The organism is Streptomyces sp. NPDC030183 (assembly GCF_055573455.1).
This window is the reverse complement of sequence record NZ_JBVIBK010000001.1, coordinates 17,070-30,426: the sequence shown is the minus strand read 5'-3', so window position 1 is coordinate 30,426 and position 13,357 is coordinate 17,070. Positions and strand designations below refer to the sequence as shown.

At 71.4% G+C, this 13,357-nt stretch carries 12 protein-coding genes; 4 read left to right on the top strand and 8 right to left on the bottom strand.

The features are described from left to right. The first annotated feature begins 357 nt into the window (after positions 1–357). Positions 358–834, top strand: a complete 477-nt coding sequence (locus tag ACZ4Z2_RS00135; RefSeq protein ID WP_468070741.1) for a hypothetical protein — start codon at positions 358–360, stop codon at positions 832–834. 75 nt (positions 835–909) lie between these two features. Here ACZ4Z2_RS00135 and ACZ4Z2_RS00130 read toward each other — a convergent pair whose 3' ends face one another. Together ACZ4Z2_RS00130 and ACZ4Z2_RS00125 are read right to left on the bottom strand one after the other, a co-directional pair. Further along, positions 910–1,248: a P-II family nitrogen regulator gene (locus ACZ4Z2_RS00130; RefSeq protein WP_468070739.1), complete on the bottom strand. Its 339-nt coding sequence runs from the start codon at positions 1,246–1,248 to the stop codon at positions 910–912. 3 nt (positions 1,249–1,251) lie between these two features. Beyond that, complete coding sequence (locus ACZ4Z2_RS00125; protein ID WP_468071632.1) at positions 1,252–2,589, bottom strand: ammonium transporter; 1,338 nt, start codon at positions 2,587–2,589, stop codon at positions 1,252–1,254. A gap of 216 nt (positions 2,590–2,805) precedes the next feature. On the opposite strand from ACZ4Z2_RS00125, the gene era reads away from it, so the two are divergent. Next, a complete protein-coding gene (gene era / locus ACZ4Z2_RS00120) occupies positions 2,806–3,768 on the top strand; it encodes a GTPase Era (RefSeq protein WP_468070737.1) in 963 nt (320 codons plus the stop codon). 11 nt (positions 3,769–3,779) lie between these two features. Here the strand turns inward: era and ACZ4Z2_RS00115 are convergent, their stop codons facing one another. The 6 genes from ACZ4Z2_RS00115 to ACZ4Z2_RS00090 form a co-directional block, all read right to left on the bottom strand. Further along, positions 3,780–4,106, bottom strand: a complete 327-nt coding sequence (locus ACZ4Z2_RS00115) for a DUF4913 domain-containing protein (protein WP_468070735.1) — start codon at positions 4,104–4,106, stop codon at positions 3,780–3,782. 87 nt (positions 4,107–4,193) lie between these two features. After that, the gene (locus ACZ4Z2_RS00110) at positions 4,194–6,095 is read right to left on the bottom strand and encodes a protein-arginine deiminase domain-containing protein (protein WP_468071630.1); all 1,902 of its coding nucleotides are present in this window, start codon (positions 6,093–6,095) and stop codon (positions 4,194–4,196) included. Between the two features lie 178 nt (positions 6,096–6,273). Continuing rightward, entirely contained in the window at positions 6,274–7,527 is a 1,254-nt protein-coding gene (locus tag ACZ4Z2_RS00105) for an MFS transporter (protein ID WP_468070733.1), read from the bottom strand. After that, positions 7,524–8,849, bottom strand: coding sequence for a GH1 family beta-glucosidase (locus ACZ4Z2_RS00100; protein ID WP_468070731.1), 1,326 nt, complete (start codon positions 8,847–8,849; stop codon positions 7,524–7,526). Before ACZ4Z2_RS00100 ends, ACZ4Z2_RS00105 begins: the two co-directional genes overlap by 4 nt. Positions 8,850–8,936: 87 nt before the next feature. Further along, positions 8,937–9,203 (bottom strand): protealysin inhibitor emfourin, encoded by a 267-nt coding sequence (locus ACZ4Z2_RS00095; RefSeq protein WP_468070729.1) that lies wholly within the window; start codon positions 9,201–9,203, stop codon positions 8,937–8,939. Between the two features lie 20 nt (positions 9,204–9,223). After that, positions 9,224–10,294: a M4 family metallopeptidase gene (locus tag ACZ4Z2_RS00090; RefSeq protein WP_468070727.1), complete on the bottom strand. Its 1,071-nt coding sequence runs from the start codon at positions 10,292–10,294 to the stop codon at positions 9,224–9,226. A gap of 397 nt (positions 10,295–10,691) precedes the next feature. Here ACZ4Z2_RS00090 and leuA point away from each other — a divergent pair, with 397 nt between their 5' ends. Both leuA and ACZ4Z2_RS00080 read left to right on the top strand, forming a co-directional pair. Beyond that, positions 10,692–12,413, top strand: a complete 1,722-nt coding sequence (gene leuA, locus ACZ4Z2_RS00085) for a 2-isopropylmalate synthase (RefSeq protein WP_468070725.1) — start codon at positions 10,692–10,694, stop codon at positions 12,411–12,413. Between the two features lie 183 nt (positions 12,414–12,596). Beyond that, positions 12,597–13,349, top strand: a complete 753-nt coding sequence (locus tag ACZ4Z2_RS00080; protein ID WP_468070723.1) for a tellurite resistance TerB family protein — start codon at positions 12,597–12,599, stop codon at positions 13,347–13,349. Positions 13,350–13,357 lie beyond the last annotated feature (8 nt).

Sequence of the window (13,357 nt, the reverse complement as noted above, 5' to 3'; positions counted from 1 at the left end):
CGCTCTCTGGGTCGCAGGAAAACCGTGCGCGGACGAGTGGGCGCCCGTGCCGCACTACCGGCGAATCGTGCGGCGCGGGACAGATCGTCGCGCCGCCATGACGGTGCCGGCGAGTCGGCCGACGGTGCCGGCGAACGGCTTCGGCCACTTTCGCCGGCCCTCGACGCGACCACCAGGGCATCTCTTGCAATCTCGGCCCGCGCGCGTCTCAATGGACCCGTTCACCTGGCGGACCGTCAGATTCCGCCGCGCGGCCGCGCGTTGTTCCGCCCCCACATGGCAATGCCCGTAACGGGCCGCACGGGGCTGTCCCCAGAGCCCCGGGCGACTCCCGTGCAAGGGAAGGGAATTCGCTCGATGAGACGCATACGACTCGGCGTCGGCGCGGCGTTCGCCGCGGGCACGCTCGCCGTCACCGGCCTCGCTCTCGCCCCCAGTGCCGCGGCGGTCACCCCGCAGTCCGCGACGATCAACGCCACCTGCGCGATCGGCGGCTCCGGCGCGGCCACGCTCACGGCCACCCAGGACGGCACCTCCGCCACCGTCACCCTCTCCTCCGAGGAGATCACCGCGCCGATCGCCTTCGCCGAGGACTCCATCCAGTCCACGCTCACCTTCGTGAAGGCGGGCGGCGGCACGACGTCCTTCACCGGCACCGAGAACCCGGCGCTGGCCGCCGGCGACGGCATGGTCGTCGGCCCGCTCACCGGCACCGTCGCCCCCGGCGACACCCTGGAGGCGTACGGCGGCTCCCTGCGGATGGTCGTCTTCGGCTTCCCCGTGGACTGCACGGCGAGCGGACCGCAGTCGCCGGGACCGTTCGTCTTCGACTGAGCCGAGCGCCCGACCATGCGTGAGGGGTGGTGCGCCCCGCGGGCCGCACCACCCCTCACGACGGTTCCGTTCGTCTCAGAGCGCGTCGGGGCCCCGCTCGCCCGTCCGCACCCGTACGACCGTCTCCACCGGCAGCGCCCACACCTTGCCGTCGCCGATCTTGCCGGTCTGCGCGGCCTTCACGATCGCCTCGATCACGGCCTCGGAGTCCGCGTCGTCGACGACGACCTCGATCCGCACCTTGGGGACCAGGTCGACCTGGTACTCGGCGCCGCGGTAGACCTCCGTGTGGCCGCGCTGGCGTCCGTATCCGCTGGCCTCGCTGACGGTCAGACCGTGCACACCCATCTCCTGGAGGGCGGTCTTGACCTCGTCGAGGCGGTACGGCTTGACGATCGCGGTGATGAGCTTCATGCCTTAAGCCTTGGCCTTCTGCGTGGAGGAAGTGGAGGACGGAACGGACGCGCCGACCGGGGCGCCGTGCCCCAGGACGCCGTGATCGTATGCCGTCTCGGCGTGGACCGTAAGGTCGAGGCCGGTGTGCTCGTGCTCCTCGTCCGCGCGGAAGCCCAGCAGCCTGTCGATCAGCTTGCCGATGCCGTACGTCACGAGGAACGCGTACGCCCCGACGGCGGCCACGGCCACCACCTGCTTGCCCAACTGGCCGAACCCGCCGCCGTGGAGGAGGCCCTCCGGGCCGCCGGTCATCGACTCGACGGCGAAGACGCCGATGAGGACCGTGCCGATGATCCCGCCGACCAGGTGGACGCCGACGACGTCGAGTGAGTCGTCGTAGTTCAGCTTGAACTTCCAGCTCACCGCGTAACTGCAGACCACACCGGCGGCGAGGCCGATGACCAGCGCGCCGAGCAGCGACACCGAGCCGCAGGACGGGGTGATCGCGACGAGACCCGCGACGGCGCCGGAGGCCGCGCCCAGCGTCGTCGGGTGGCCGTCGCGCCGCTGCTCCACGAACAGCCAGCCCAGCAGACCCGTGCAGCCGGCGGCGAGGGTGTTGAGGAACGCGGCGGCGGCGAGGCCGTTGGCGCCGAGGGCGGACCCGGCGTTGAAGCCGAACCAGCCGAACCAGAGCAGACCCGCGCCCAGCATGACCATGGGCAGGTTGTGCGGGCGCATCGCGTCCTTCTTGAAGCCCAGGCGGGGGCCGAGGACCAGGCACAGCGCGAGGCCCGAGGCGCCGGAGGTGACCTCCACCGGCAGACCGCCCGCGAAGTCCAGGGCGCCCAGGTCGCTCACGATCCAGCCGCCCGGACCCCACACCCAGTGGGTGACCGGAACGTATACGAGCAGCGCCCACACCGGCACGAAGACCAGCCAGGCCCCGAACTTCGCCCGGTCCGCGATCGCGCCGCTGATCAGGGCGGCCGTGATGATCGCGAAGGTCAGCTGGAAGGTGGCGAACAGCAGGGTCGGCACGGTGCCCTGGACGCTCTCCGGGCCGAGGCCGCCCATCCCGAGGTGGTCGAGGTCGCCGACGAGACCGCCGAACGCGTCGTCACCGAAGGCGAGCGAGTATCCGGCCGCCAGCCACACCACGGTGACCAGCGCGATCGACACGAAGCTCATCATCAGCATGTTGAGGACGCTCTTCGTCCTGACCATGCCGCCGTAGAAGAGGGCCAGGCCCGGGGTCATCAGCAGGACGAGCGCGGTGGCGGCGAGCAACCAGGCGGTGTCGCCGGTGTCGATGCCTTTCGCGGCCAGGGGCGCGGCGAGGGGCGCGGCCAGGGTCACGGTGGTCACGGCCTTTCTCCAGCGAGTACGGGTGCGGGGGCTCGTCAGAGGGTGATCGGCGTGCGTTTCCGGACGCGTACGGCTGTGTTTCCGTGACGTTTCGTTGCGTGAGGGTTTCGGAAAGCTCACGGTCGGCGGTGTGGCGGGGGCGGCGCGGGGCGCGGCGGAAGAGGTGTTCTCGCGGTCTGTGCGGCGGGGCTCCGGGGATCAGGGAGAATGGGCGCCATGAGCGTTCGTACCCAGTCATCCGAGCAGCCGGCCGAGGCCGCCCACCGCGCCGGTTTCGCCTGCTTCGTGGGCCGCCCCAACGCGGGCAAGTCCACCCTCACGAACGCTCTGGTCGGCCAGAAGGTGGCGATCACGGCGAACCAGCCGCAGACGACGCGGCACACGGTCCGCGGCATCGTGCACCGGCCGGACGCCCAGCTGATCCTCGTGGACACCCCCGGCCTCCACAAGCCGCGCACCCTGCTGGGGGAGCGCCTCAACGACGTCGTCCGCACGACGTGGGCCGAGGTCGACGTGATCGGCTTCTGCCTCCCGGCGAACGAGAAGCTCGGCCCCGGTGACCGGTTCATCGCCAAGGAACTGGCGTCCATCAGGAAGACGCCGAAGATCGCGATCGTCACCAAGACCGACCTCGTGGACGGCCAGCGGCTCGCCGAGCAGCTCATCGCGATCGACCAGCTCGGCAAGGAGCTGGGCTTCGAGTGGGCCGAGATCGTCCCGGTGTCGGCGGTCGGCGACAAGCAGGTGGACCTGCTGGCCGACCTGATCGTCCCCCTCCTCCCGGAGGGCCCCGCCCTCTACCCGGAGGGCGACCTCACCGACGAGCCCGAGCAGGTCATGATCGCCGAGCTGATCCGGGAGGCCGCGCTGGAGGGCGTCCGCGACGAACTGCCCCACTCCATCGCCGTCGTCGTCGAGGAGATGCTGCCCCGCGAGGGCCGCCCCGCCGACAAGCCCCTCCTCGACATCCACGCCTTCGTCTACATCGAGCGCCCCAGCCAGAAGGGCATCATCATCGGCCCCAAGGGCAAGCGCCTGAAGGACGTCGGCATCAAGTCCCGCAAGCAGATCGAGGCGCTGCTGGGCACGCCGGTCTTCCTCGACCTCCATGTGAAGGTGGCGAAGGACTGGCAGCGGGACCCCAAGCAGCTGCGCCGCCTCGGCTTCTGACCCACCGCCCGTCAGTCCAGGGCGAAGGGGCCGGTCACGGGGTCGGGCAGGGCCCGCACCGCCGGGTCGAAGTGGTGCACCCACCAGTTGGACGGACCGAGTCCGGCGTCCCAGCGCAGCGCCTGCCAGGCCCGCCACACCGCGTCCAGCCGGGACAGCGCCTCCGGGTGGCGGTGCCACTCGGGGCACCACACCCGCCCGGAGCCGGGGGCCGGGCGGGAGACGAAGCGGACGAAGCGGTTCGTGACGAACCCGCCGACGTTGCCGTAGAACAGCTCCGCCGGGCGGGCGGCGCTCTCCTCGTCGCGCCGGATGTCCTCGACGGACTCCTCCCGCACGAACCGCAGCGGTGACGGGACGCGAACGTGCCGCCACCCCCGGCAGCCGGGGGCGACGGCACGTTCAGGCCGGGTGCGCGGGGGCCGCTAGCGCGTCCACCAGGCGGCCGACGCGTCCCGCAGGGTGTTCGTACCGCAGTGGATCTCGCCCATGCCCTGGTGGTACGTCTCCCAGTCGTCGATGTACGACACCTTCATCCCGGCGGCCGTGTACGCGGCCGTCACCGCCTCGGTGAAGATGTCCTTGCCGCCGATGACCGGGCCCCACTGGCGCGGCGCCAGGTAGTGGGTGCGGCTGAGGACGATGCCGTTGACGGCGCCGGGGACGTAGGCGCTGGTCATGACCGACGGGGCGGGGGCGGCGGGGCTGCCGACGGCGCCGTTCGAGGAGGGGGCGGCGCTGCCCGGCTCGGCCCGGTCGAGCTTCCGCTGCTGGCCGTGTTCGCGGGCCACGTCGGGGAGTTCGGCGCCGCCGCCGAGGCGGGTCAGCCGGGGCAGGCGGAGCTTCTCGTCACCCGACTCGCCCCGCTGCTCCCGGCCCTGGGTGAACAGCGCCGGGACGCGCACGACCTCGGCGTCCGTGACGCCCGTCTCGCGCTTGAGGATCGCGAGGTTGGCCTCGATGCGGCGCGTGGCGAGGTTGTTGTCGGAGACCAGCGTCTTGGAGGCGAGGGCCTCGTTGATCGTCTCGGTCGGGCCGACCGGCAGCGAGAACATCCGCTTCGAGCCGTGCCCTGCGGCCTTGGCGTCCCGCAGCAGCTTCAGGCCCGCCTCGGGGTCGGCGATGGCGAGCTTCCAGCCGCGCGGGGTGTCGGCGGGCAGGAACTGCACGAACTCGTCGACGTGGCCCACGTGCAGCCAGGAGGTGTCCAGGAACAGCGGGTCCTGCAGGCCCTGCGACTTCAGGAACGTCCGCATCACCTTGGCCGGCTTGGAGCCGCTGTCGGGGCGGTGCCCCATGATGATCCGGCCCGCCGGGAAGGAACGGTCGCCGTGGGCGTAGGGCGGGATGGTCTCCACGTTGCCCATGGAGTTGAGCGTCCACTCCTCCGACGGGCGGGCGCCGGTGACCTGCACGGCGCCGACGTTCGGGCCGCGCAGCTTCTCGAACAGCTCCCGGCCCGCCTCGCGGTCCATCTGCGCCGAGCGCAGCAGCACCCGCATGACCTGCTGCCGCCCGTCCGCGCCGGTCATGCTGACGTAGCCGGGCTCCACGAAGTCCTGGGCCCAGATGTCCTGGTACTTGGTGAAGTTGATCGTCGGCTTGGTGACGCCGGCGGCCCGCGCCTCCTTGTCCAGACCCTCGCGGAAGATCCGGTTGCGCTTCGCGTAGCCCTCGCTGCCGGGGATCTTGGTGACCATCAACTGCTGCGTGTTCTGCAGGTGGTGGTGGGTCAGGAGCGGCGCCACCCGCAGGGTCACCGTGTCGGAGGTGGTGCCGGTGGAGGACTTCACGGTCAGCCGGATGCGGGCGGTGCCGTCCCACTTGGCGGTGTCCCGGATGACGTCCCGCGCCTCGACGCCGAACTCCACGCCCGCCCGCAGCTCGGCACGCGTCAGCCGGGTCTTGGAGGTGACCGGCACCCACTTGTCGGCCCGCTTCAGGAAGACGCGGGCCTTGTCGGCGCCCGCGGTCACCTTCACCGTGCCCTGCGCGCCGGTCGGCAGGGTCTTCATCGGCACGGAGCGGACCCGCGCCAGGTCGGCGGCGTCGGCCGTGCCGTTCACCTTGGTGTCGGAGGCGTCGTTGCACGCGGCCAGCTTGGTGTCGGACAGCGGCTTGCCGCCCGCGCCCTTGGTGGGGCAGCGCTTGGTGTCGTCGTCGATGTTGGGCAGCATCAGCGCGCCCCGGCCGACGGTCCAGCCGTTCTCACCGGCGGTGTCCGTGGTGCCGGTGAGGTCCACCCGGCCGTCCCGGTTCGCGTCCACCCGCAGATCGGTCGGCGGCGCCCCGTCCGCGAAGGCGACGGGCGCCGCGAGCGACGGCATGGCGAGCAGGGTGCCGGAGACGGCGAGGACGGCTATCGCCCGCCGTGCGGGGCGGGTGAGGGCGGATCTCGGTGAACGCGTGGGCACAGGGCGTCCCTTCAGTGACGGGGGTGGTCGTCACAGAAGAGGGCCGAACCGGGGAATCAGTTCCCTGTGCGCCTTCTGTGTGCCGAGTGATCTACTCCACTCCCCGGATCCGCCGCACGAACACCGCTCCCGCCAGCCCGATCACCGCGGCCACGAGGTACAGCGTCCGGTAGCCGCCGAGGTACGTCACGACCGGCGCGGCGATCACCGGCGCGGCCACTTGGGGAAGGGAGTTGGCGATGTTGATGACGCCGAGGTCCTTGCCCCGGTCGCGGGCCCTCGGCAGCACGTCCGTCATCAGGGCGAAGTCCACGGAGGTGAAGACGCCGAAGCCGAGCCCGAGGAGCGCCGAGGCGACGAGCGCGCCGGGCCAGGTCGGCCAGAGCGCGATCAGCCCCGTCGCGGCCGCCATCAGCAGCCCCGACCCGTACACGAACGGCTTGCGGCGCCCCACGCGGTCCGACCACACCCCGGCCACCACCACCGTCGCCAGCAGCATCGCCGCGTTCACGGCCGTCAGGATCAGCACCCCCAGCTCGGGGTCGTGGAACCGGACGCGGTCCCGCAGGTAGAAGAGCAGATAGAGCAGGCCGAGGCTGTTGCTCAGGTTCACCAGGAACCGGGTCAGCCACGCCCAGGCGAAGTCCGGGTACCGGCGCGGACTCAGCCAGAAACCGGCCAGGAAGCCCCGCCACGACCACACCGGCCGGTCCGCCAACGGCAGTCGTGGATCGCGGTGGCGCAGGACGTACGGCAACACACCCGCCAGCGTGAACACCGCGCACGCCGCGTACCCCGCGCCCACACCCCCGCCCAGCGTCGCCAGCCCCGTCCCGCCGACCACTCCCAGGATCTGCGCGGCACCCAACCAGCCGCCCACGGCGCCCCGTTGCAGCCGCGGCACCCGGTCCGGCACCGCCGCGGTGACGGCCGCCCAGGACGCGTTGAGGGTCAGCTGGACCAGACACCACCCGGCCGCCATCGTCCACAGCCCGCCCGCGCCCGCGAGGAGCGGCAACGCCACCGCGCCGCCCGCCGAGCCCGCCACGATCCACGGCGTACGGCGCCCCCAGCGGGACGTCGTCCGGTCCGACAGCGCGCCGAACAGCGGTGTGGCGACCAGGGAGACGACCGCGCCGGCGCCCGTCACCCAGGCCAGCATCGTCTCCTTCGACATCCCGGCACCCGGCGCGAAGTCCTCCGCCTGCGAGGCCAGCAGGATCTGCAGCGGGCCGTACCAGCCCACCCAGATGGCCGCGTTGGCCAGCGCCAGTGTGGCCGTCCATCCCCCGCCGACCCGTTCGACGGGCTCGGCGAGGGCGTCGACCGGCTGTGTCGCCGTCATCCGCGGCGCTGCGCTCTGAGCAGGTCCGCGTACCACCCGTACGACGCCTTCGGCGTCCGCTCCAGCGTCGCGTAGTCGACGTGCACGAGCCCGAACCGGCGGGCGTAGCCCTCCGCCCACTCGAAGTTGTCGAGCAGCGACCACACGAAGTACCCGCGGACGTCGACGCCCGCCTCCACGGCCCGGTGCAGTGCCCGGACGTGGCCGTCGAGGTAGGCGATGCGCTCCTGGTCGTCGACGCCCTCGTACGAGCAGCCGTTCTCGGTGATGACCACGGGTGGCAGCCGGTCGCCGTAGCGCTCACGGAAACCGGTGAGGAGTTCCGTCAGGCCCTCGGGCACCACCGGCCAGCCGAAGTCCGTCGTCGGCGCGCCCTCGATCTCCTTGACCGTGAAGGGCAGTTCGGCGGGGATCGTCACCCCCCCGAACTCGATCTCCGTGCCCTCGGGGGCGCCCACCCGGGTCGGCGCGTAGTAGTTGATCCCGTACCAGTCGATCGGCTCGGAGATCACCTTCAGGTCCGCCGACACGTCGTCGCCCGGCATCAGCTCCCCGATCCCGTCCGGGTACGCGCCCAGCAGCACCGGCTCCGCGAACAGCCGGTTCAGCAGCAGGTCGTAGAAGGCCGCCGCCTCCACGTCCGGCTGCTCCGTGGACGCGGCCCACGTCGGCCCGTGCGAGTTGGCGATGCCGATGTCCGAGGCCCCGGCCGCGCGCAGCGCCCGTACCGCCAGACCGTGGCCCAGCAACTGGTGGTGGGCGGCCGGGAGGGCGTCGAACATCAACTGCCCGCCCGGCGCGTGCGTGCCGAGCGCGTGACCCAGCAGGGTGTGCTCGGCCGGCTCGTTGAGGGTGATCCACTTGGTGGCCCGGTCACCGAGGCGGTCGGCGACGACGGCGACGTACTCGGCGAACCGCTCGGCGGTGTCCCGGTTCAGCCAGCCGCCGGCCGCCTGCAGCGACAGCGGCAGATCCCAGTGGAACAGGGTCGGCACCGGCCGTACGCCCGCCCCCGCCAGCTCGTCCACCAGCCGGTCGTAGAAGTCGAGTCCGCCGGGGGCGTTCACCCGGGGCCAGGACACCGAGAAGCGGTACGCGTCCACGCCCAGCTCGCGCAGGAGGGCCACGTCCTGCGGGTAGCGGTGGAAGTGGTCGCACGCCACCGCCGCGTTCGAGCCGTCCTTGACGCGGCCCTCCTCGGCCGTGAACGCGTCCCACACGGAGGGCTCGCGCCGGTCCGCCGCGCCCTCGATCTGGTGCGCGGAGGTCGAGACGCCCCACAGGAAGCCGGCCGGGAACTGGGGTATCGGGTTCGTCGCCATGCGCGGATCATCCGTACCACGGGTAACGGAAGTCAACGGCCCGGAGGGAATGCCCTGTTACCGCCGGGTATCGAAGCGGCGCGGGACTCATGCCCCTTCCTTGAGCACCCTTCTGATCAGCTCCCGCTGCTCCTCCGTCAGCCCGGGATCCGCGCAGTACACGGTCCTCCCATCAACGGTGATCTCGTACGAGAATCCGTCCGGCACCCCCAGCGGTGCCGTGCCCCGACCGGCGGCCAGCACCCGCTCGGCCAGAGCCCGCCATTCCAGGGCATCGGGCCGCCCCGCGGTGTCCACCACCGCGTGCCGCTCGATGCCCGCGAAACCACCCGTGCGCCGCACCTCGATCCGCATGGGTCATGTCTAGTACGGAACTACAGCGTGCGCACGCCTACCTGCTCCCACGCCTTGAGCACGGCCGTCAGTTCGTCGCCCTGCCCGTACCGCTCCCTGGTGGCCTTCACCGTGAGCGTCGCGAAGTCCACGAACAGCGCCTGCTGCTTGAGTTCGCCGCCGGTCAGGACGTCGTACCAGATCTGCCCGGCCCGCTCCCAGGCGTAGCCGCCGAGCGCGGTGGCCACCAGGTAGAACGCGTGGTTGGGGATACCGGAGTTGATGTGCACGCCGCCGTTGTCGCGGCCCGTGCGGACGTAGCCGTCCATCGTCGCCGGCTGCGGGTCCTTGCCGAGGACGTCGTCGTCGTACGCGGTGCCCGGGGCCTTCATCGAGCGCAGGGCGACGCCCGTGACGCGCGGCGCGAGCAGACCCGCCCCGATCAGCCAGTCCGCCTCGGCGGCGGTCTGACCGAGCGTGTACTGCTTGATCAGGGCGCCGAAGACGTCCGACATGGACTCGTTGAGGGCGCCCGGCTGGCCGAAGTACGTGAGGTTCGCCGAGTACTGGGTGAGGCCGTGGCTCAGCTCGTGGCCGATGACGTCGACCGGGAGGGTGAAGTCGAGGAAGATCTCGCCGTCGCCGTCGCCGAACACCATCTGCTCGCCGTTCCAGAAGGCGTTGTTGTAGTCACGGTCGTAGTGGACGGTCGCGTCCAGCGGCAGCCCGTTGCCGTCGATCGAGTCGTGCCCGTACGCCTTGAGCAGCAGCTCGAACGTGGCGCCCAGGCCCGCGTAGGCGCGGTTGACCGTGGCGTCCCCGCCGGGCTCCTCGCCCTCCCCGCGCACCTGCTGGCCGGGCAGGTCCGTGCCGTGCCGGGCGTCGTAGACGGTGCGGTGGGGTGTGCCGGGCTCGGCGCCGACGGGTGCGGTGATCGCCGGGGCGCCGATGACGGTGGTCAGCCGGCGGCGGGTGCGTTCGAGTGCGTCGCGCTCCAGGGTGCGGCGGGCGGCGCCGGAGAGCGCGGAGTCCTCGGCCTGGGCGAGCTTGTCGAGGACGTGGGGCGGTACGACTGTGCAGAAGACGGGCTCTTGGCCCCCGTTTGTCGTCATGGTTCGCACGATTGCACTCCGTTAGGGGCGTGTCACCAGGCGCAACCTTGATTGGTGAAATGTCGCCGTATGGGTTGCGAATCGTCATCGCCGTGTTACTGACCGTCGCGTTCGGGCTGCGGGTGGGTGGGGGCTGGCCGCACAGTCGCCCGCGCCCTTCGGGCGGGCCGGTGTGGTCTTGCGCACCTTTTGTCCTGGTTGGGGTGCTGGTCCCGCATACTGATACGACCCCGCGCGACAGAGAAGACTCGGCTACGCTGCTCCGCATCATGCGTTTCGGGCTGCTTCTCCTTAGCTGCCGCGGCGAGGGCCTGTAGTCGAGGCCGACCCCCTCCCCGCGGTGCTCTGGCGTTGCGTTGTCGGCCGTCCTTTCGGACCATCGAGGAGCCCACGCACCATGGCGAACCGCCAGCAGCCCACGTCCATGCCGATCCACAAGTACGGGCAGTACGAGCAGGTCGACATCCCCGACCGCACCTGGCCGGACAACCGGATCACCGTCGCCCCCCGCTGGCTCTCCACCGACCTGCGCGACGGCAACCAGTCCCTGATCGACCCGATGTCGCCCGAGCGCAAGCGCCGGATGTTCGACCAGCTGGTCAAGATGGGCTACAAGGAGATCGAGGTCGGCTTCCCGGCGTCGGGGCAGACCGACTTCGACTTCGTACGGTCGATCATCGAGGAGCCGGGCGCCATCCCCGACGACGTCACGATCTCCGTACTGACCCAGGCCCGTGAGGACCTGATCGAGCGGACCGTCGAGTCCCTGAAGGGCGCCAAGCGGGCCACCGTGCACCTGTACAACGCCACCGCCCCGGTCTTCCGCCGCGTCGTCTTCCGCGGCTCCAAGGACGACATCAAGCAGATCGCCGTCGACGGCACGCGCCTGGTGATGGAGTACGCCGAGAAGCTGCTGGGCCCGGAGACCGAGTTCGGCTACCAGTACAGCCCGGAGATCTTCACCGACACCGAGCTGGACTTCGCGCTGGAGGTCTGCGAGGCGGTCATGGACGTCTGGCAGCCCGGCCCGGGCCGCGAGATCATCCTCAACCTGCCCGCCACCGTGGAGCGTTCGACGCCGTCCACGCACGCCGACCGCTTCGAGTGGATGGGCCGCAACCTGTCCCGCCGCGAGCACGTCTGCCTGTCGATCCACCCCCACAACGACCGCGGTACGGCCGTCGCCGCCGCCGAGCTGGCGCTGATGGCCGGCGCCGACCGCGTCGAGGGCTGCCTGTTCGGGCAGGGCGAGCGCACCGGCAACGTCGACCTGGTCACCCTGGGCATGAACCTGTTCTCCCAGGGCGTCGACCCGCAGATCGACTTCTCCGACATCGACGAGATCCGCCGCGTCTGGGAGTACTGCAACCAGATGGAGGTCCACCCGCGCCACCCGTACGTGGGCGACCTGGTCTACACGTCCTTCTCCGGCTCCCACCAGGACGCCATCAAGAAGGGCTTCGACGCGATGGAGGCCGACGCGGCCGCCAAGGGCGTCACCGTCGACGACATCGAGTGGGCGGTGCCGTATCTGCCGATCGACCCGAAGGACGTCGGGCGGTCGTACGAGGCGGTCATCCGCGTCAACTCGCAGTCCGGCAAGGGCGGCATCGCGTACGTCCTGAAGAACGACCACAAGCTGGACCTGCCGCGCCGGATGCAGATCGAGTTCTCGAAGATCATCCAGGCGAAGACGGACGCCGAGGGCGGCGAGGTCACCGGCGCCGACATCTGGGCGGTCTTCCAGGACGAGTACCTGCCGAACCCCGACAACCCCTGGGGCCGCATCCAGGTCCGCAACAACCAGTCGACCACCGACAAGGACGGCGTGGACACGCTGACCGTGGAGGCCGAGGTCGACGGTGTGGAGACCACCCTGGTCGGCACCGGCAACGGCCCGATCTCCGCGTTCTTCGACGCGCTGCAGGGCATCGGCGTCGACGCCCGGCTGCTGGACTACCAGGAGCACACGATGAGCGAGGGCGCCTCCGCGCAGGCCGCCTCGTACATCGAGGTCGCCATCGACGGCAAGGTCATGTGGGGCATCGGAATCGACGCGAACACCACGCGCGCCTCCCTGAAGGCCGTCGTCTCCGCCGTCAACCGCGCGGCGCGCTGACCAGCCCTACCGGCGGTTTGAGAGCCCCGTTCGCCGGATTCCGGCGGGCGGGGCCCGTCGTTTACCGGCCAAACCCTGTGGAGGTCACGGGAAGGCATCGTCCGGAGTACTGACTGCGCCTCATCGATGTGGCTAACATCACGCAAGCGCGGCGATGTTGCCGTGGAGTTACGGAGGTGCGACGTGCTGCCAGGACGGGGACCAATCGGCCATGCCGCCGGGCTCGCCCGCGGCGGACCGGCCGGCAGCGGCGGTCCGACCGGAGGTGCCGCGCGGCTCTCGCGTCTCCTGGGCACCAGGATCGCGTGGACCGGTGTCGGCGACGGCGAGTTCTTCTGCCCCGGCTGCGGAGGCGACCGCAACTACCAGCGCCTCACCGGACGCCGCCGCTTCACCCTCCTCGGCGTCCCGGTGCTGCCGCGCGGCGAGACCGGCCCCGTCGTGGAGTGCGCGGCCTGCCGCCACCACTACGGCACCGAGGTCCTCGACCACCCCACCACCGTCCGCCTCTCGGCGATGCTCCGCGACGCCGTCCACACCGTCGCGCTGGCCGTCCTCGCGGCCGGCGGCACCCGCACCCGCACCTCCCTGAGCGTCGCCGCCGGCGCCGTACGCTCCGCCGGCTTCGACGACTGCACCGAGGAACAGCTCGACGCCCTCGTCGAGGCCCTCGCCGCCGACACGGGCCGCCTCTTCGGGGAACCCTGCGCGGCGGCCGGACTGTCGATAGAGCTGCACGAGGCCCTCGACCCGCTCGCCCCGCACCTCGCCCCCGCGGGACGCGAGGCGATCCTCCTGCAAGGCGCCCGGATCGCCCTCGCGGACGGCCCCTACACCCCCGCCGAGCGCGACGTCCTCTCCACCGTCGGGGCGGCGCTCACCATCGGCGGGGACGAGGTGACGCGCCTGCTCGCGGCGGCCCGCACCCCGTCCTGACGCCGGGC

Coding starts and splice junctions, on each gene's coding strand:
- ACZ4Z2_RS00090 (WP_468070727.1), bottom strand. CDS start 10,294: ATGACGACAAACGGGGGCCAAGAGCCCGTCTTCTGCACAGTCGTACCG.
- ACZ4Z2_RS00110 (WP_468071630.1), bottom strand. CDS start 6,095: ATGCCGTCGCTCGCGGCGCCCGTCGCCTTCGCGGACGGGGCGCCGCCG.
- ACZ4Z2_RS00105 (WP_468070733.1), bottom strand. CDS start 7,527: ATGACGGCGACACAGCCGGTCGACGCCCTCGCCGAGCCCGTCGAACGG.
- ACZ4Z2_RS00100 (WP_468070731.1), bottom strand. CDS start 8,849: ATGGCGACGAACCCGATACCCCAGTTCCCGGCCGGCTTCCTGTGGGGC.
- leuA (WP_468070725.1), top strand. CDS start 10,692: ATGGCGAACCGCCAGCAGCCCACGTCCATGCCGATCCACAAGTACGGG.
- ACZ4Z2_RS00130 (WP_468070739.1), bottom strand. CDS start 1,248: ATGAAGCTCATCACCGCGATCGTCAAGCCGTACCGCCTCGACGAGGTC.
- ACZ4Z2_RS00135 (WP_468070741.1), top strand. CDS start 358: ATGAGACGCATACGACTCGGCGTCGGCGCGGCGTTCGCCGCGGGCACG.
- ACZ4Z2_RS00095 (WP_468070729.1), bottom strand. CDS start 9,203: ATGCGGATCGAGGTGCGGCGCACGGGTGGTTTCGCGGGCATCGAGCGG.
- era (WP_468070737.1), top strand. CDS start 2,806: ATGGGCGCCATGAGCGTTCGTACCCAGTCATCCGAGCAGCCGGCCGAG.